The following is a 17,446-nucleotide window of genomic DNA, read 5'->3' as shown; positions in this document are numbered from 1 at the left end:
CGGTCGAGATGGTGATGCCACGAGCCTTCTCTTCAGGCGCGCCGTCGATTTGGTCATACGCTTTGAAGTCACCGAAATACTTGGTGATTGCTGCGGTCAGCGTGGTTTTACCGTGGTCAACGTGCCCAATCGTGCCGATGTTGACGTGCGGTTTTGTACGCTCAAACTTTTCCTTTGCCATTCCTCAGGCGCCCTTTTGCGATTTGGGGGACCCTCGGTCCCGTGGTTACATCTGCGCGCGCGAGATATTTGGTTCAAAGGGGAAAATCAAGCACATCCTGCGTGAAAAGCAGGTTAAGATGCCGGATTTTGCGTAACAACACCGGATTCGAGCGGTTGGATCAGGTCTGGACGACGATCAAACCAGCCATTGTCTTTATGTTCCTCGGCCAACCATTCCTCGACTCGGTCCGCGACCTTCAGTGCAAGCCCGCTCATCTGCTCTTCTTTGGTCCGTTCGTGGCCAGAGCCCTTCAAAGCACTGCCGCCGGTCGTGTCCTCGAGAACCTGGAACTGCTTGCCCTTGGCAAGGAACTCTTTTTTGTTCACGTCATAGACGTTGACCAGGACAATGGCCGTGCTTTTCGGATTGTAGATGACCGGGATACCCGGAGGCGCAAGCATATAGCCTTCGAGGCTGATACCGATGTCGTATTCCTGCACGCCTTCATAGCGACCCAGCCGGATATCAACTGCGTTCTGAATAGCAGCGGTCCATTCATCCGGTGTGGCATCGCGGCTGACCGGCCCCTGCACCGCCTTGTCAGCAAAGGCATAATTGACCCGCAACTTGAATTCGCCCAGCGATTCCGGCTCTTCATAAAGCTGCGTTTGCGTGCAGGCGCCCATAAGGGCCAATCCGGTGATCAAAGTCAGAATGCGCAGCATAGGTTCATCTCGATAGGCCTGTTTTTCTTTGGTCTAGCGCACCGATACGGCCTGTGCCAAGCCGTATCAGCGAAATTCTACCTGCGACCAGTGCATATTCACGAGAATTTATAGTCGCGCGGGAAGCCATAGGGCGGCTTTTTCCCAACACTGGCGCGCTTGGCGAGCCATTGGGACATATCCGCCTCGTGCCGGGTTTTATCCCCACCCATCGACCACTTGAGACCCTCTTCCCAGTTGAAGGTGGTCAGGTCGGACAAGCCGCCATCCAGCTCAAGTGTGCCCTGCCGTCCACGCGCCATGTTGTATTTCTGCAGACGCACGCCTTTGCCGCGGGTCATCTCGGGCAATTCTTCGGTTGGGAAGACTAGGAACTTACCGTTCTGAGACACCACCGCCACGTGATCGCCATCGATGGGCTTACAGATCATTGCGGTTTCTTCGCCTTTGACGTTCAGCACCTGTTTACCGTTGCGGGTCTGGGCCAGCACCTCATCCTCGGGCACCATGAACCCGTTACCCGCATCCGAGGCCACAAGCAGCTTGCGCCCGGGTTTATGGATCAGGATGTCGATGATCTGCGCCTCGTTTGGTAGATCGACCATCAGACGCAGCGGCTCGCCCATGCCCCGCCCGCCGGGCAGGTTGGCGGCGCTGACCGTGTAAAATCGCCCGTTCGAGGCAAACACCAGCAGCCGGTCCGTCGTTTCCGCGTGAAAGATGAAACGCGGGCCGTCGCCATCCTTGAATTTCAACTCTCGCTTCAGATCGATATGCCCGGTCATGGCGCGAATCCAGCCCATCTGAGAGCAGACGACCGTGATCGGTTCCTTATCGATCATCGCCTCAAGGGGAACCTCTTCAACCTGTCCGGCTTCGGCAAACTGGGTACGGCGCGCACCGCCTTCGTAGTCTTTGCCAAAGGTCTTTCTGGTCTCTCTCAACTGCTCGGCGATCTTGGCCCATTGCAAGGCCGGATCGGCCAGCAAGTCCTCAAGATTGGCGCGCTCCATCATCAGCTCGTCGCGCTCGCGCACCAGTTCCATCTCTTCCAGACGGCGCAAGCTGCGCAGGCGCATGTTGAGGATCGCGTCGACCTGAACCTCGGACAGCTCGCCCTCACCCGGTTTGGGTGAGACATAGTCGGCCTCACTTGTGGCACGGACATGATCGATCCCCCAGTCCTCGCGCATCAGCGCGGCTTTGGGGTCGTCGTCGTAGCGGATAATGTCGATCACACGGTCGAGGTTCAGGAAGGCGACGATAAAGCCTTCCAACACTTCAAGGCGGTGGTCGATCTTGGCCATACGGTGACGCGAACGTCGCAGCAGCACCTCTTGCCGATGATCGAGGAAGGCGCGCAGGACTTCCTTCATCGAGCAGACCTTGGGCGTGACCCCGTCGATCAGCACGTTCATGTTCAGGCTGAACCGCACCTCAAGGTCCGAGTTGCGATAGAGCATGCCCATCAGCACCTCGGGGTCCACATTCTTGGAACGCGGCTCAAGTATCAGGCGGATGTCATCAGCAGATTCGTCGCGCACATCAGCGAGAATTGGAATTTTCTTGGTCTGGATAAGCTCGGCGATCTTTTCGATCAGCTTGGATTTCTGAACCTGATACGGAATCTCGGTGACAATGATCTGCCACTGGCCACGGCCCAGATCCTCAACCTCGAACTTACAGCGCAGACGGAAGGACCCGCGCCCGGTGCGATAGGCCTGCGCGATATTCTCAGGCGGCTCGACAATGACGCCACCGGTCGGGAAATCGGGGCCGGGCACATAGTTCAGCAGGGTGTCGTCACGCGCGTCTGGTGTTTTGATCAAATGCAGGCAGGCGTCACACAGCTCGGCGATGTTATGCGGCGGAATGTTTGTCGCCATACCGACCGCGATGCCGCTGGAGCCATTGGCCAGCAGGTTCGGAAACTGCGCGGGCAGCACGACCGGTTCGGTCAGCGTGCCGTCATAGTTATCGCGGAAATCGACGGCGTCCTCGTTCAACCCCTCAAGCAGCGCCTCGGCGACGATGGTCATCCGTGCCTCGGTGTATCGCGAGGCCGCCGGGTTATCACCATCGATATTGCCGAAGTTCCCCTGCCCGTCGACCAGCGGGTAACGGACGTTGAAGTCCTGCGCCAGACGCGCCATCGCATCGTAAATCGCGGCGTCGCCGTGCGGGTGATAGTTGCCCATCACGTCGCCGGAAATCTTCGCAGACTTCCGGAAACCACCCGTCGCACTGAGTCGCAACTCGCGCATCGCATACAGGATTCGCCGGTGAACCGGCTTCAGCCCGTCGCGCGCATCAGGCAGCGCCCGGTGCATGATGGTGGACAAAGCATAGGTCAGATAGCGTTCGCCAATCGCGCGGCGTAGCGGTTCGGCTATCTCGCCCCCGTTGTCGGGGGCCTCCATGTTGGGGTCGTCGATCGTATCGGTCATACATGATGTGATACGCCGCAACCGCGCGCTGGTAAAGCGAGCAGCACGCATTTTACTGGGGACAAGTGGCGCTTTTTGCAACAGGGGGAGGCAACCCCCCGATTTCCCCCGTCTTTCGACTTGGACCCTGAAATATGCTACGCTGAATGGATTAGACTGCTGCCTATTTCTTGTATCTTACGATTGACCCTGGGGGATGCGCCATGACGCGCCTTGTTGTTTTTACTTTCGCTGCACTTGGTTGGTGCTTTTACGTAATGAGCGGCGGGCCGGATTTCGAACCGCGTGGCCTGCGTGCCGAGCAACCCGCTCGTATTGCAACCGCCCCGACGCAAACCATTGCTCCTGCCCAGGCCGAAGAGCTTGTGACCAATGTCGCAGTTCGTGCGCCTACTGCACGTGTGCAACCCAAGCCCGCCGTGGAAGAGGTGGTTGAATTTGTGGCCGATGATGCCACGCTGGGGTCTTTCTCAACCATTACGGTTTTCGCGGACCAAGACGCCAACATCACGTTTGCTTCGCTTGAGGACGGTGTGGCCGGGCTGCGCCAGATCACGGATGACGTGCAGGAAGATGTGGCCGAAACACCCGCCATCCCCGAGCCCGAAAAAGACATTCGCGAGATTTCGGGAACCCGCGTGAACATGCGCGACGGGCCGGGTACGATCTATCCGATTGTCGGCAAGGCCACCATCGGTCAGAAGGTCGAAGTACTAAGCGAATCCGGAACCGGCTGGCTGCGCCTGCGCGTGTTGCCTCAGCAACAGGTCGGATGGATTTCGGCCTCGCTGGTGCGAAAAATCGCGAACTGACGCAGCCGTGTCATTGTCCTGACCTGAACCTCGCCATAGCTATAGATCAGGTTCAGATTCAGGAAGACCATGCAAAAGACCATTCTTATCACCGGCTGCTCCTCGGGCATTGGACTGGATGCGGCGCACGGCATGCGCGCCCGAGGTTGGCGGGTGTTTGCCTCCTGCCGTCAGCAGCGAGATTGCGACCGGCTGCGGGCACAAGGGTTTGAAAGCCCGCATATTGATTACACCGACGCCAACAGCATCACCGCGGGGCTGGCTTCGGTGTTTGAGGCGACGGGTGGCACCCTGGATGCGTTGTTCAACAATGGCGCGCATGGCCTGCCCGGTGCTGTCGAGGATTTGCCGACGGATGGCTTACGCGCAATTTTCGAGGCCAATTTCTTTGGCTGGCACGAGCTGACCCGGCAGGTGATTCCAGCCATGCGGGCGCAAGGACATGGGCGAATCGTTCAGAACTCGTCCGTGCTGGGTCTGGTGGCCTATCCCTGGCGCGGCGCCTATGTGGCCACAAAATACGCGGTCGAAGGTCTGACGGACACGCTGCGCCTGGAACTGGCAGATACGGACATCAAGGTTATCCTGATTGAGCCCGGCCCGATCACTTCGAAAATCCGCGAAAACTCGATCCCCTTCTTTGAAAAATTCATCAACTGGCAGAACTCGCCCCTGCGAGAGCGGTACGAATCTTCGTTGTTGAAAAGACTGTACGAATCCTCGGGGCCGGATCGGTTCGAACTACCCGCGTCGGCGGTAACCGACAAGCTGGCCCATGCGGTCGAATCAAAACGGCCACGCGCGCGATATTATGTGACGACGCCGACTTATATCGCCGGATACCTGCGCCGCGTTCTGCCGACCCGCACGATTGATCGTATTTTGTCGGACGTCTGAGGCAATATTACCCGTTCGCTTTTCACACCTACGGGGCTAGATGATAGCCCAAGGAAACAAAAAACGCGGACGGTGTACCCATGGACCTAATGATGGTCGTTTTGCTGTTGGCCATGGCGGCTGTTGTCGTCGTGCTGGCGATTGGCATCTCAAACTTTGGCAAAAGCGGTAAAGAGGCCGCGATGAAAAGCAACAAGATGATGCGCCTGCGTATCCTGTTTCAGTTCATTGCCGTAGTGCTGATCGTGCTTTACGTCTGGTTGCGTGGACAAGGAGCCCAATAGATGGTCGTTCTCAACAAGATTTACACTCGCACTGGCGATGACGGCAAAACCGCTCTGGGCAATGGTGAGCGCGTTGCAAAGTATTCCGGCCGTGTTGCTGCCTATGGCACTGTTGACGAGTTGAACGCATTTGTTGGCGTGGCCCGCACCGAAGCCGAGGGCGATGTCGAAGCCGCCCTGTCCCGTATCCAGAACGATTTGTTCGATTTGGGCGCCGATTTCTGCCGTCCCGACATGGAAAAGGATGCCGAGGCCGACTATCCCCCGCTGCGCGTCGTGCCAGCCCAGATCGACCGGTTGGAAGCGGAAATCGACGCCATGAACGAAGCATTGGAGCCGCTGCGCAGCTTCATTCTGCCGGGTGGTTCGCGTCTGGCGGCACATCTTCACGTGTGCCGCACGGTTTCACGCCGGGCCGAACGGCTTGCGGTAGAGCTGACCAATATGGAACCGGTGAACACGGTTGCGGTGAAATACCTCAATCGTCTCAGCGACTGGTTCTTCGTCGCCGCACGTTGCGCCAATGAAAACGGCACGCAGGATGTGCTTTGGGTTCCGGGAGCGAACCGCTAAGTCGCGGACCTTAACGTCAAAAAACACGAAACGCGACGTCCCAAACCCATGACGTGACGATTTTGCTCTGTTGCAGGGCGAATTCAGACGTTATTCAGTCGTCCGAGAGCATTGGTGGAGTCGCAACGCGGCTTACCGTTTTTTGTGAGGAGCAAGCGCTAAAATGAAGGTACTCGTGCCTGTCAAACGCGTGATTGACTACAATGTGAAGGTTCGCGTGAAAGCGGACGGTAGCGGTGTCGATCTCGCCAATGTCAAAATGTCGATGAACCCGTTCGACGAGATCGCGGTGGAAGAGGCGATCCGCCTGAAAGAAGCCGGCAAGGCGGAAGAGGTTGTAGCCGTTTCGATTGGCGTCAAGCAGGCGCAAGAAACTCTGCGGACCGCACTGGCCATGGGCGCCGACCGCGCCATTCTGGTTGTGGCCGCCGATGACGTGCATCAAGACATCGAGCCGCTGGCCGTCGCCAAGATCCTGGCCAAAGTGGTCGAAGAAGAGCAGCCCGGCATAGTTCTGGCGGGCAAGCAGGCGATCGACAATGACATGAACGCCACCGGCCAGATGCTGTCGGCTCTGCTGGGCTGGTCGCAAGGCACCTTCGCATCCGAGCTGGACATCGAAGGCGACGCCGCCAAGATCACCCGCGAGGTGGACGGCGGCCTGCAGACCATCAGCGTCAAGATGCCGACCATCGTGACCGTTGATCTGCGCCTGAACGAGCCGCGCTATGCGTCGCTGCCCAACATCATGAAGGCGAAGAAGAAGCCGTTGGAGGAGAAGACCGCCGCCGATTACGGCGTAGACGTTTCCCCGCGCCTTGAGATCGTCAAGACCGAAGAGCCGCCGGCACGTGCTGCGGGCATCATTGTTGGCTCGGTTGATGAGCTGGTTACGAAACTCAAAGATGCGGGGGCTGTGTAATGGCTGTTCTTCTTCTTGCCGAGGTTAACAATGGCGAGCTGGCGCTGGACGCCACCGCCAAGGCCGTCAATGCCGCCAAGGCTCTGGGCGACATTACCGTTCTGGCCGCTGGCGGTTCCGCCGCTGCTGCTGGAGAAGCCGCTGCCAAGATCGACGGTGTGTCCAAGGTTCTGGTTGCCGAAGACGACTCGCTGGGTCATCGCCTGGCGGAATCGACCGCCGCACTGATCGTGTCGCTGGCCGACGGGTATGAGCACATCGTTGCCCCTGCCACCACCGACGCCAAGAACGTGATGCCGCGCGTTGCCGCGCTGCTGGACGTGATGGTGATCTCGGACGCGTCGGGTGTGGTCGACGGCTCGACCTTCGAGCGCCCGATCTATGCGGGCAACGCCATCCAGACTGTGAAGTCGAACGACGCCAAAAAGGTTGTCACTCTGCGGACCGCCAGCTTTGACGCGGCGGGCGAAGGCGGATCGGCCGCGGTCGAGACCATCTCGGTTCCCGGCTCCGAAGGCCTGTCATCGTGGGTCGAGGACAAGGTGGCCGAAAGCGACCGGCCGGAACTGACTTCGGCTGGGGTCGTTGTCTCGGGCGGACGTGGTGTCGGCTCGGAAGACGATTTCAAACTGATCGAAGGTTTGGCCGACAAGCTGGGCGCGGCGGTTGGTGCCTCGCGCGCGGCGGTCGATTCGGGCTATGCGCCGAACGACTGGCAGATTGGGCAGACCGGTAAGGTTGTTGCCCCGGACCTGTATGTCGCCGTCGGTATCTCGGGTGCGATCCAGCACCTGGCCGGTATGAAGGACAGCAAGGTCATCGTCGCGATCAACAAGGACGAAGAAGCACCGATCTTCCAGGTCGCAGACTTCGGACTGGTTGCCGACCTGTTCCAGGCCGTGCCAGAACTGACCGAAAAGCTTGGCTGATAGCAGGAAAAGATTTTTCGCCGAAAAATCTAGCAAGGCCCGCCACGTGGCGGGCCTTTTTCATTGCAGGTTCCGAATGGGTCCGACCAATGCCTCCGCGATTGACCGATGTGCCGCCGGGCCAATCATGTGCTCGGCCATCGGCTGTTGTAATGTACCGAACAACATATCCTCAAGCTCATCAGATTGCCCGGACACATAAGCCGTGCCTTCGACACAATCGGCGCAGAAAGGCCGCACGGCCTTTAGCATTTCAGGAGTGACTGTGATTGGTGCCCTCTCTTCCTGACGTTCATCATTTTTTTGCGGCAGCACCTTCAGCGCCAGCAGCAGGACCGGTACCTTCAACCTTTGCAGCAGGTCGCTGATTTGCCGAACCCAGTTACGACGCAGCTCTTCTGCCACAACCTCAAAGCGGGTATCCTGACAGTCTTGCAAACGCCGCATCAAGTGGCCCACAAAATGGACATCGGTAAAGTCAACCTCGGGGTAGAGGTCGATCAGATCCTGAGTTGGTGCCAAAACCCGGTCGTTGCGCCGGGGATGGACACGGTAAAAGTGGTTTGACTGGCTCAGAACCCCGGGCGCCTGTAACACACACAGTTCGGCCCCATTCAACAGCGTGAACAGGCCTGCATCGCCGCACAGCGCCTCGACCCCGCAATACAGGCTGCCCAAATTCAGGCAGCGCCGGTCCAGCCTGTCCTCTAGAATCGCTGCATAAGGACGGTCAACAAATCGCCCATAGGTCTCATCCCCGCCGACACAGGCCATATAGGCCGTGTCCAAAGACCTCTCTGGTCCCCGAAACCAAAGACGTGATTGACCGTATTGGCATACGGCATGCCCGGCACCTGCCGAGCCTGTTTGATGATAGCTCATAACACTCACCCATTTTTCACCCGGTTGCCATCTTGCAGCCGCATGTCTTGAGAAATTCCTAATGCGCGCAATTTAGACAAAGTCGATGGGTCCGATCCCCTTGCCGCCCCTACCGATCTGCCGGTACTGTCCCTTCAATCCAGAGACACAGAGGCATCAGAACATGGACGTAAAATCAGTCGGAGTGATTGGCGCAGGCCAGATGGGCAATGGTATCGCCCACGTCCTGGCCCTTGCGGAATATGACGTTCTGCTGAATGACGTGAACCAGGATGCACTGGAAGCTGCCGTCGCCGCAATCGAAGGCAACATGGCGCGTCAGGCCTCGCGCGGGAAAATTACCGATGAGGCGATGCAAGCCGCCCTGAAACGCGTAAAGACGACACTGGAATTGCCGGAACTGGGGCAAACGGACCTGGTGATCGAGGCCGCCACCGAGCGAGAATCAATCAAGCAGGCGATCTTCGAGGATTTGCAGCCGCACCTGCAACCGCACACGATTCTGACGTCGAACACGTCGTCAATTTCAATCACCCGCCTGGCCAGTCGTACGGACCGGCCTGAACGGTTTATGGGGTTTCACTTTATGAACCCGGTGCCAGTGATGCAGCTGGTCGAATTGATCCGCGGGATCGCCACGGACGAAGAGACCTTCAACACTTGCAAATCCGTGGTGGATCGTCTGGGTAAAACCGCCGCCAGCGCCGAGGATTTCCCCGCCTTCATCGTGAACCGCATTCTGATGCCGATGATCAACGAGGCGGTCTATACCTTGTACGAAGGCGTGGGCAATGTGCAATCCATCGACCAGTCCATGAAATTGGGCGCCAATCACCCGATGGGGCCGTTGGAATTGGCCGATTTCATTGGTTTGGACACCTGTTTGGCGATCATGAACGTGTTGCACGAAGGATTAGCCGACACAAAATACCGCCCCTGCCCGTTGCTGACCAAATATGTCGAAGCCGGATGGCTGGGCCGAAAAACCGAACGCGGGTTTTATGACTATCGGGGCGAGGTTCCGATTCCGACCCGCTAAGGCAGAGGGGGCCAGCCCCCTCACCCCCGAGGTATTTTGGCCAGATGAAGAAACGGATCAGTTTTTTTGCGTTTCGGCCAGCGACATCGTGCGTTTTCTGAGCCAAGCCATGAAGCCACGCGGGTCGCGCTCCAGCAATTGCATGTCCTCGTCCGAGATCGGATCGCCGATAACCGGTGATTGCGGTTTGTTGCACGACCGCACGATCTCATGCAGCAGAAGGCCTTGTCGCAGGATCGGGGACAGCTTGTTGGCTATCTGATAGGCGCGAGAGTTTCTGCCCGGAAAGAAGATCGGAACCACTTTGGCACCGGACCGGCGGATCATCTTGGCGGTGAACACGTTCCACTCCCGCTCTTGCGCCGGGCCGAACCAGTCGTCCGAGGACATCACCACGCCTGACGGGAACAAGGCAACGACACCACCTTCTTTCAGGTGGTCCATCGACTTGCTGCGCATTTCCAGCATCTTGGTTTGCGCCTCGGGGTCATGGGGAAATGGCACTGGGATCATGAACGATGTCGCGGCTTCGTCCAGCCCCGTCAGAACAGAACGGGTCAGGATGCGGTAATCGCTGCGCACCTGGCCAATGAGTTCAGCCAAGATCATCCCGTCAACCATACCGTGGGGGTGGTTCGCCACCACAACAACGGGACCTTCTTTAGGTATACGGGCGATTTGTTCCTGAGGGGTGGTCAGGTCGATGCCCATCGTCTTGAGCGCACCACCCCAGAACCGTTGGCCGCGATAATATTCGTTCTTCTTTTCGAACTTGTTGACCATACGCAGAATGGTCAGCTTGCCAGTACACCATTCGATGGCGCGAATGGCCGTCGACGTCCAGACATCATCGAACGAATTCGCATAGGTCAGGGTTCTACGATCGTAGATCTCACCCTGATCTGTGGTCCCATCCACCACTGGGCCGGTCTTCGTCTCGTGCGTTGTTTCCGCCAATTCCAGGTCTTCCCGTTCTTCGTTACGCGGCGGATGAAATCAGAAACCTTCCCCGAACTTGTCATTCACCAGGGTTTCCAAGGCATCAGCCAACGCCTCAGCATCCGGTCCGGACGTCTCGACGTCAATAGTCGTTCCGCGCGAGGCTGCCAACATCAAAAGGCCCATTATACTATCGCCGGATGCAGAAAATCCGTCTTTGGATACTTCGGCCTGTGCGTCAAAGCCCTCGACCACCTCAACCAACTTGGCCGAAGCGCGGGCATGCAAACCTTTTTCATTAATGATTTTCAGGCTTCGATTGGTCATTCTTAATCTGTCCGGTCTTCTTCTAATGTAACGTTTTGCGCATTGATATATTTGCGTCCAGCCTCCATCGCCTGTCGTACTGAATCCGCTATGGGCAGGTGGCGGGTTTTGGCCAGTTTGATCAACATAGGCAGATTTGCACCGTAAAGGATACGGCGATCCTGTGGCGCGCAGGCCCGTAAGCTCAGGTTCGACGGGCTGCCCCCGAACAGATCAGTTACAACAACAACCCCATCCCCGACATCGACGCTGTCAGCAGCCGCACAGATTTCAGCCTGTTTTGCGGCACGGTCATGGTCAGCCTCGATCGAAATCGCGACTAGGCCGGGCTGCTTTCCGACCACATGTTGCATGGCGGCCAGATACTCTTTGGCCAACCCACCATGTGCTACGAGTACGATCCCGATCAATCCGGCCTCACATTCAACGATCGACGTTCCATTTCGCGGTGCCTAATTGCCACTTGCTGCCCCTCCTCTGCAAGGGCCTTTGCAACCGCTTCGGCCATGGCCACCGATCTGTGTTGCCCTCCGGTACACCCAAAGGCCACGGACAGGTGTGCTTTGCCTTCGGCACGGAAGGTCGGTAACAAGAGTTTCAGCAGATCCACCACCCGGTCGAAAAAAGGTGCGTAGTTCGTGTCCGATTGTACATAGCGCGCGACATCGGGGTTTCGACCATCTTTCGCCCGCAAGTCAGGACGCCAGTACGGATTGTCCAGAAACCGACAGTCAAACACCATATCCAACCCGCGCGGCAAACCGCGCTTGTACGAGAAAGATTCAATCGAAACAGCCAGATGCCGTCCGCCTTTGGGAGCGAACCAGCGTTCGACCTCTTCGCGTAATTGGTGGACGTTCAGCGGGCTGGAATCGATCAATGTGTCGGCGATCTCGCGGATCGGAGCCAACAGTTCCTTTTCCTGCCGCACACCGGTTTCCGGGCTGGCATCTGTGGCCACAGGGTGCCTACGCCGGGTTTCCGAGAAACGCCGCAGCAATACCTCGTCGCTGCAATCCAGATAGAGGGTAGTCAAGTCCACCTGCTCCATCCGCCGCAGCCGGACCGCCAGCTCAATAAACCCGATGGTCGAGAAATCGCGGTTGCGTGCGTCGATGCCCAGCGCCATTGGACGATCGCTTTGCGGACCGTCCAGCAGGCGCATCAAAAGACCCATCGGCAGGTTATCGATGGCTTCAAAACCCAGATCTTCAAGAACGCGAATCGCCGTCGAACGCCCGGCGCCCGAGGGGCCGGTTACCAGAACGATGCGCCGTTGCGAGGTCATGTGCTGGGCCATTCCGGGTCCACGCGTCCCATTTTCAAAATTTGCATGAGTGCTGCCGCCAAATTGGGGACGCCTGCCGCCCGTAGCAAGGGAACGGATTGCTTTAGAACTAGGGTCTTATCGGGATCGGGCAAGCGGGCGGGTTCGTTTTGATCAAGATCCACCACATAGCGGATCGGCGTTGTCCCCGCCTTGTGCGCCCGAAGCAAGCCAATGCCCCGTGCCTCGATCAATCCACGCAGGTTTGGAGCAGCATCCGCCATGGCCGTATCGCCCACCATCGACAGGGCAACCCGGTCGTCAGCCACCAAAGTTGCGCCATGCGCCATCATCTGCAAGGCCAGCGCCGATTTGCCCGAGCCCGACTGCCCCAGAATCAATGCGCCTTGCCCCTCGACGGCAACACATGTCGCATGGAGGATGGCCTTGTCTTGATGTTGGATGTCCAAGAGGGTCTTGCCGCTCATGCGCTTATACAGGCAGCCCCACGACAAAGCGCGCGCCTTGTGGGTCTGATGTAACATCTGCCTCAGTCGGGCGGATGTTCTCGGCCCAAATCACACCGCCATGGGCCTCGACAATCTGTTTCGAGATCGCCAGTCCAAGGCCCGAGTTGTTGCCGAAATGCTCGTCGGGACGCTGCGAATAGAACCGTTTGAAGATTTTGGTCAGCGCCTGTTCCGGGATGCCCGGGCCGGTATCCTCGACCACGATCAACACCCGGTTTTCGCGACGCCGCACCCAGACGCGAATGGCATCGCTGTCTTCGCAGAAAGAAATCGCGTTGGTTATCAGGTTGACGAACACCTGCGCCAACCGCGCCTCGAGCCCGTTCACGACAATCGGCTGAGACGGCAGATCAGTAATATAGTCGATGCCTTTGGTACGGGCCTCTTCGCCCAGATATTGACCGATATTGCCCAGCAATTTCAGCAGATCAAAAGGTTGTTCCTCTTCTTTGACCAGTTCGGCATCCAGACGCGATGCGTTCGAGATATCGCTGACCAGACGGTCCAGCCGCCGCACGTCATGCTCAATCACGCCCAGCAACTTGTCGCGCTGGTCGTCGCGTTTGACCACGCGCAGGGTTCCAACCGCAGATTGCAGGCTGGCCAACGGGTTCTTGATTTCATGCGCCACATCGGCGGCAAACTGTTCGTTGGCATCAATACGATTATACAGCGCTGTTACCATCCCGCGCAGGGCGCGGCTGAGGCGTCCGATTTCATCCGGCCGCGCACTGAGGTCCGGGATGCGGATACGGCCGGGATTTACCCCGGCACCGCGATCTTTGCCCATCTCGGCCGCAGCGGCCAGATCGGCCAACGGGTTGGCGATGGTCGAGGCCAAAACAAGGCTGAGACCGATGGACACCAGCAATGCCACAACAAACATCTGCAAAATGCGTTCTTGCGCGCGCCGGGCCAGCGCGTCAATCTGTCCAGCAGGACCAGCCATTGCGACGGCGCCCACCGGCTCGCCGCTTTGCAGGATCGGAGCCGCTGCCACGATGACCGTTTGACCAGCGTCATCCTTTACCGCCTCAATCTGCTTCTGCCCCTGAATCGACAATGGAATGATTTCCTGCACGCGCTGCGCCAGCGTTGGTGCTTCGTCGGGGTCGGAACGGGTGAACACCCGGGACAGCCCGGTCCACACAGCGTTCAGTGCGTCACTGATCAGGGTACTTCCGGTCTGCACTTCGGCTTCGGTTTTCAGCAGTGCATAGGTCTGCGTTGAGGTCGAAACTCCGCGCGTCCAGCCGATCAGCGTTCCATCCATGTCATAGACAAAGACCTCGCCGCCGTCAGGCAGGCTAAGCCCCGCCAGCGTATCCTTAACGTCCAACGCCGCCGCATCCTGTGCGGTTCCGGATTGGTTTTGACGCAGCTGGGCTTCGAACACATTGCTGACTAGCTGCGCGTCCCCGATCAGGTTGCGCGCAGTCTGCTGGACCTGCTCTTCGCGAGAATCGTCGAGATACAGCAACCCGGTGACTAGGATCACAAGGGCAATCAGATTGAAGGTAATAATCCGACGCGCAAGGGGCGACCCGCGCAGCGAGAACATGTTGCGACGTCGGCGCGAGGCCCGGAGTTCAGCCGAATCCGGGTCTTGTGGGATGACCCAATCATCCCCCAGAACGACGTCACCGTCGCGCAACTCGTTTGCTTGTTCCGTATCGCGCACGAGACCCGGTTACCCCTTCTCAGTGGCCACACTTATTCTTCGTTGTACCTGTATCCGATACCATACAGCGTTTCGATGGCCGAAAACTCAGGGTCTGCGGTGCGCATTTTCTTGCGCAGGCGCTTGATGTGGCTATCGATGGTCCGGTCGTCGACATAGACTTGGTCATCATATGCAACATCCATCAGCTGATCACGGCTTTTGACAAAGCCCGGTCGCTGCGCCAACGCCTGAAGCAGCAAGAACTCGGTCACCGTCAACGATACATCCGCACCCTTCCAACTGACCGCATGGCGCAACGGGTCCATCCGCAATTCGCCACGTTCCATCACCTTGGTTTCGCCGGTATTGGCGTTGGTCGCATCACCCGCCGTCGCCTCTTGTCGACGCAGCAATGCGCGGATGCGTTCGACCAGCAAACGTTGGGAAAAGGGCTTTTTTACATAGTCGTCCGCGCCCATGCGCAGGCCCAAAACCTCATCGATTTCATCATCTTTCGAGGTCAGAAAGATCACCGGCATCTGGGTTTTCTGTCGCAGCCGTTGCAACAGATCCATACCGTCCATACGCGGCATCTTTATATCCAGCACGGCCATATCGGGCAGTTTCTTGTTGAAAGCATCCAGAGCCGCCTGCCCATCATTATAGGTTTCGACTTCGAATCCTTCAGCTTCGAGCGTCATGGACACTGACGTCAGAATGTTTCTGTCGTCGTCCACCAGTGCAATCTTTGACATCGGGTTCACCCCTATTCCTGCTCACCTACGCAATAATACGCTTTTTTGTAAGTCATTGTTGGCGGTTTTGACGCGCCGAATCAATCCGTAACTGCGAATCATGCCATTCTTGCGGCAGCTATGCGGCAAAAATGCCTTGCAGCCCGCAAAATACTGCCCAGATTTCCATCAGGAAATTCTTGGTGGCGCTAAACTTGAGCTTGGTGGCGCTAACTGCGCCAAACCGTCCTGTTCATGCCCTAAACGACCGTGATAAGAGGCGCTTGACCGCCGGGTTTTTCCGGCAAATGCCCCAAGAGCGCATCCAGGCCAATCGCCAATGCGCCGCCACAGGAGAAGACACACATGACATCTGGACGGGTTAACCCGCAATTCCGCCTCGAAGATCAGGGCATCGAGGGATTGGGCAATGTCTATTACAACTTCATGGAACCGGCGCTGATTGAAGAGGCGTTGAAGCGTGGCGAGGGTACACTTGGCAACGGCGGGGCATTTCTGGTCACTACCGGCAAGTTTACCGGTCGCTCACCCAAGGACAAACATGTTGTCAAAACTGAAAGCGTCCTTGACTCTATCTGGTGGGAAAACAACGCCGAGATGAGCCCCAAAGGCTTTGATGCGCTTTATGATGATATGCTGGCTCACATGAAGGGCCGGGATTATTTCGTGCAGGACCTCGTTGGCGGAGCAGACCCAGCCTATTCGATCAACGTTCGGATGGTCACCGAGCTGGCCTGGCACAACCTGTTCATCCGCCACCTGTTGCGCCGTCCGGATCGCGAGGATTTGGATGAATTCATCGCGGATTTCACCATCATCAACTGCCCCAGCTTCCAGGCCGACCCGAAAAAGCACGGCTGCCAGTCTGAGACGGTGATTGCACTGAACTTCGATCGCAAGCTGATCCTGATCGGCGGCACGGAATACGCAGGTGAAAACAAAAAGTCCGTATTCACCCTGTTGAACTACATGCTGCCGGAAAAAGGTGTGATGCCGATGCATTGCTCGGCCAACCACGCAGTTGGCAATCCAGTCGACACCGCTGTTTTCTTTGGCTTGTCCGGCACGGGTAAGACTACCCTGTCGGCCGACCCGTCGCGTACGTTGATCGGTGACGACGAGCATGGCTGGTCGGATCGCGGCACCTTCAACTTCGAAGGCGGCTGCTATGCCAAGACCATCAATCTGAATGCCGAGGCCGAGCCGGAAATCTATGCGACAACCAGCAAATTTGGCACGGTCATCGAAAACATGGTTTTCGACCCCGAAACCAAGGAACTGGATTTCGACGACGACTCGCTGACCGCAAACATGCGCTGCGCTTATCCGCTCGAGTATATCTCGAACGCGTCCAGCAGCGCGCTGGGGGGGCACCCCAAGAACATCATCATGCTGACCTGTGATGCGTTCGGCGTTCTGCCTCCGATCGCGCGACTGACCCCGGCACAGGCGATGTACCACTTCCTGTCGGGCTTCACATCCAAAGTGGCCGGAACCGAGCGTGGCGTCACTGAACCCCAGCCGACCTTCTCGACTTGTTTCGGCGCGCCGTTCATGCCGCGCCGTCCGGAAGTTTACGGCAACCTGCTGCGTGAAAAAATCGCTCAGCACGGCGCGACCTGCTGGCTAGTGAATACCGGCTGGACCGGCGGTGCCTACGGCGTTGGCTCGCGGATGCCGATCAGAGCCACCCGTGCGCTGCTGACTGCGGCACTGGACGGTTCGCTGCGTGATGCCGAATTCCGCAAGGACGCAAATTTCGGCTTTGACGTGCCGGTGACCGTACCCGGCGTAGCCGAGGTTCTGCTGGACCCGCGCCGCACTTGGGACGATCAGGCGGCATTCGACAAACAGGCCGAGAAACTGGTGAAGATGTTCGCCGAGAACTTTGAGCAGTACCTGCCGTTCATCGACGACGACATCAAAGCCGTTGCAATCGGGTAATTGGACAAGGGGGCGCTGACGCCCCCTTTTTCCTTAGAGGGTATCGCGAAAATACTCTCTCTAAAGTTGCATAATGCAGACTTCACGTACAAATGCGTTGCCCGGCATGCCTGCCTGAGGTAATTTCGACGCTATTGAAATGAATAAGCCCGGCGCTTACGCACCGGGCGGAAAGTAAAAAGACCTTTGGGTGGCTCGGGCGAACTCTCACATCAGCACGATGAGCAACCTGAAAACGTGACTAGTGTAAGCTAAAGGGGATGAGTGTCAATATGAGACTTACTGATATTGTTTAAGAAATCGGTATATCGCATTTTGCCGCCGAGCAGCGGCATCGACACGAAGAGC

19 protein-coding genes are annotated in these 17,446 nt (G+C 57.7%); 8 read left to right on the top strand and 11 right to left on the bottom strand.

The annotated features are described in order from the left end of the window. The 3 genes from ACR0JB_RS14265 to ACR0JB_RS14255 form a co-directional block, all read right to left on the bottom strand. Positions 1-181 (bottom strand): GTP-binding protein (locus tag ACR0JB_RS14265; RefSeq protein WP_480526299.1); only part of this gene is annotated, 181 nt, incomplete at its 3' end. Between the two features lie 113 nt (positions 182-294). Beyond that, a complete protein-coding gene (locus tag ACR0JB_RS14260; protein WP_170360073.1) occupies positions 295-888 on the bottom strand; it encodes a hypothetical protein in 594 nt (197 codons plus the stop codon). 98 nt (positions 889-986) lie between these two features. Then, positions 987-3,335: a DNA topoisomerase IV subunit A gene (locus tag ACR0JB_RS14255; RefSeq protein ID WP_170398730.1), complete on the bottom strand. Its 2,349-nt coding sequence runs from the start codon at positions 3,333-3,335 to the stop codon at positions 987-989. A 203-nt stretch (positions 3,336-3,538) separates the two neighbouring features. Here ACR0JB_RS14255 and ACR0JB_RS14250 point away from each other — a divergent pair, with 203 nt between their 5' ends. From ACR0JB_RS14250 to ACR0JB_RS14225, 6 genes are all read left to right on the top strand, one after another. Continuing rightward, positions 3,539-4,147: an SH3 domain-containing protein gene (locus ACR0JB_RS14250; protein WP_480790008.1), complete on the top strand. Its 609-nt coding sequence runs from the start codon at positions 3,539-3,541 to the stop codon at positions 4,145-4,147. A gap of 69 nt (positions 4,148-4,216) precedes the next feature. Then, on the top strand, positions 4,217-5,044 hold the full coding sequence (locus tag ACR0JB_RS14245) for an SDR family NAD(P)-dependent oxidoreductase (RefSeq protein WP_170398727.1): 828 nt from the start codon (positions 4,217-4,219) through the stop codon (positions 5,042-5,044). Between the two features lie 80 nt (positions 5,045-5,124). Continuing rightward, entirely contained in the window at positions 5,125-5,328 is a 204-nt protein-coding gene (locus ACR0JB_RS14240) for a twin transmembrane helix small protein (protein WP_170350405.1), read from the top strand. After that, a complete protein-coding gene (locus ACR0JB_RS14235; RefSeq protein ID WP_170360066.1) occupies positions 5,329-5,901 on the top strand; it encodes a cob(I)yrinic acid a,c-diamide adenosyltransferase in 573 nt (190 codons plus the stop codon). It begins immediately after the preceding gene. 163 nt (positions 5,902-6,064) lie between these two features. Beyond that, the gene (locus tag ACR0JB_RS14230; RefSeq protein ID WP_170360063.1) at positions 6,065-6,823 is read left to right on the top strand and encodes an electron transfer flavoprotein subunit beta/FixA family protein; all 759 of its coding nucleotides are present in this window, start codon (positions 6,065-6,067) and stop codon (positions 6,821-6,823) included. Then, entirely contained in the window at positions 6,823-7,752 is a 930-nt protein-coding gene (locus ACR0JB_RS14225) for an electron transfer flavoprotein subunit alpha/FixB family protein (RefSeq protein WP_170398724.1), read from the top strand. Before ACR0JB_RS14230 ends, ACR0JB_RS14225 begins: the two co-directional genes overlap by 1 nt. Positions 7,753-7,812: 60 nt before the next feature. Here the strand turns inward: ACR0JB_RS14225 and ACR0JB_RS14220 are convergent, their stop codons facing one another. Further along, on the bottom strand, positions 7,813-8,634 hold the full coding sequence (locus tag ACR0JB_RS14220; protein ID WP_254440546.1) for a DUF6473 family protein: 822 nt from the start codon (positions 8,632-8,634) through the stop codon (positions 7,813-7,815). A 163-nt stretch (positions 8,635-8,797) separates the two neighbouring features. Between ACR0JB_RS14220 and ACR0JB_RS14215 the strand changes: the two genes are divergently transcribed. Beyond that, positions 8,798-9,673 carry a 3-hydroxybutyryl-CoA dehydrogenase gene (locus ACR0JB_RS14215; RefSeq protein WP_170377533.1) on the top strand — a complete coding sequence of 292 codons (876 nt, stop codon included), beginning with the start codon at positions 8,798-8,800 and terminating at the stop codon, positions 9,671-9,673. Between the two features lie 57 nt (positions 9,674-9,730). Here the strand turns inward: ACR0JB_RS14215 and ACR0JB_RS14210 are convergent, their stop codons facing one another. The 7 genes from ACR0JB_RS14210 to ACR0JB_RS14180 are packed head-to-tail and all read right to left on the bottom strand — an operon-like array spanning position 9,731 to position 15,154. Then, a complete protein-coding gene (locus ACR0JB_RS14210; protein ID WP_170350394.1) occupies positions 9,731-10,630 on the bottom strand; it encodes a lysophospholipid acyltransferase family protein in 900 nt (299 codons plus the stop codon). 39 nt (positions 10,631-10,669) lie between these two features. Beyond that, positions 10,670-10,939, bottom strand: a complete 270-nt coding sequence (locus ACR0JB_RS14205; RefSeq protein WP_170328297.1) for an HPr family phosphocarrier protein — start codon at positions 10,937-10,939, stop codon at positions 10,670-10,672. A 2-nt stretch (positions 10,940-10,941) separates the two neighbouring features. Further along, on the bottom strand, positions 10,942-11,349 hold the full coding sequence (locus ACR0JB_RS14200; protein ID WP_170398721.1) for a PTS sugar transporter subunit IIA: 408 nt from the start codon (positions 11,347-11,349) through the stop codon (positions 10,942-10,944). Beyond that, positions 11,346-12,239, bottom strand: coding sequence for an RNase adapter RapZ (gene rapZ, locus ACR0JB_RS14195; protein WP_254429537.1), 894 nt, complete (start codon positions 12,237-12,239; stop codon positions 11,346-11,348). Before rapZ ends, ACR0JB_RS14200 begins: the two co-directional genes overlap by 4 nt. Continuing rightward, positions 12,224-12,694 (bottom strand): HPr kinase/phosphorylase, encoded by a 471-nt coding sequence (locus ACR0JB_RS14190; RefSeq protein ID WP_480790007.1) that lies wholly within the window; start codon positions 12,692-12,694, stop codon positions 12,224-12,226. Before ACR0JB_RS14190 ends, rapZ begins: the two co-directional genes overlap by 16 nt. A 4-nt stretch (positions 12,695-12,698) precedes the next feature. Further along, positions 12,699-14,417: an ATP-binding protein gene (locus tag ACR0JB_RS14185; RefSeq protein WP_170398714.1), complete on the bottom strand. Its 1,719-nt coding sequence runs from the start codon at positions 14,415-14,417 to the stop codon at positions 12,699-12,701. A gap of 32 nt (positions 14,418-14,449) precedes the next feature. Next, a complete protein-coding gene (locus tag ACR0JB_RS14180; protein WP_170350387.1) occupies positions 14,450-15,154 on the bottom strand; it encodes a response regulator transcription factor in 705 nt (234 codons plus the stop codon). 345 nt (positions 15,155-15,499) lie between these two features. Between ACR0JB_RS14180 and ACR0JB_RS14175 the strand changes: the two genes are divergently transcribed. After that, positions 15,500-17,098, top strand: coding sequence for a phosphoenolpyruvate carboxykinase (locus ACR0JB_RS14175; protein ID WP_170350385.1), 1,599 nt, complete (start codon positions 15,500-15,502; stop codon positions 17,096-17,098). The last annotated feature ends 348 nt before the right edge of the window (positions 17,099-17,446 follow it).

The sequence above is a fragment of the Ruegeria sp. BI7 genome (assembly GCF_056537925.1).
The sequence above is the reverse complement of the archived record's forward strand: the minus strand, read 5'-3'. Positions and strand labels throughout refer to the sequence as shown.

Bases quoted from the DNA above. Each gene is read 5' to 3' on its own strand.
- ACR0JB_RS14240 (WP_170350405.1), top strand. From the start codon at position 5,125: ATGGACCTAATGATGGTCGTTTTGCTGTTGGCCATGGCGGCTGTTGTC.
- ACR0JB_RS14215 (WP_170377533.1), top strand. From the start codon at position 8,798: ATGGACGTAAAATCAGTCGGAGTGATTGGCGCAGGCCAGATGGGCAAT.
- rapZ (WP_254429537.1), bottom strand. From the start codon at position 12,239: ATGGCCCAGCACATGACCTCGCAACGGCGCATCGTTCTGGTAACCGGC.
- ACR0JB_RS14245 (WP_170398727.1), top strand. From the start codon at position 4,217: ATGCAAAAGACCATTCTTATCACCGGCTGCTCCTCGGGCATTGGACTG.
- ACR0JB_RS14260 (WP_170360073.1), bottom strand. From the start codon at position 888: ATGCTGCGCATTCTGACTTTGATCACCGGATTGGCCCTTATGGGCGCC.
- ACR0JB_RS14175 (WP_170350385.1), top strand. From the start codon at position 15,500: ATGACATCTGGACGGGTTAACCCGCAATTCCGCCTCGAAGATCAGGGC.
- ACR0JB_RS14205 (WP_170328297.1), bottom strand. From the start codon at position 10,939: ATGACCAATCGAAGCCTGAAAATCATTAATGAAAAAGGTTTGCATGCC.
- ACR0JB_RS14250 (WP_480790008.1), top strand. From the start codon at position 3,539: ATGACGCGCCTTGTTGTTTTTACTTTCGCTGCACTTGGTTGGTGCTTT.
- ACR0JB_RS14230 (WP_170360063.1), top strand. From the start codon at position 6,065: ATGAAGGTACTCGTGCCTGTCAAACGCGTGATTGACTACAATGTGAAG.
- ACR0JB_RS14180 (WP_170350387.1), bottom strand. From the start codon at position 15,154: ATGTCAAAGATTGCACTGGTGGACGACGACAGAAACATTCTGACGTCA.
- ACR0JB_RS14225 (WP_170398724.1), top strand. From the start codon at position 6,823: ATGGCTGTTCTTCTTCTTGCCGAGGTTAACAATGGCGAGCTGGCGCTG.
- ACR0JB_RS14235 (WP_170360066.1), top strand. From the start codon at position 5,329: ATGGTCGTTCTCAACAAGATTTACACTCGCACTGGCGATGACGGCAAA.
- ACR0JB_RS14220 (WP_254440546.1), bottom strand. From the start codon at position 8,634: ATGAGCTATCATCAAACAGGCTCGGCAGGTGCCGGGCATGCCGTATGC.
- ACR0JB_RS14255 (WP_170398730.1), bottom strand. From the start codon at position 3,335: ATGACCGATACGATCGACGACCCCAACATGGAGGCCCCCGACAACGGG.
- ACR0JB_RS14190 (WP_480790007.1), bottom strand. From the start codon at position 12,694: ATGAGCGGCAAGACCCTCTTGGACATCCAACATCAAGACAAGGCCATC.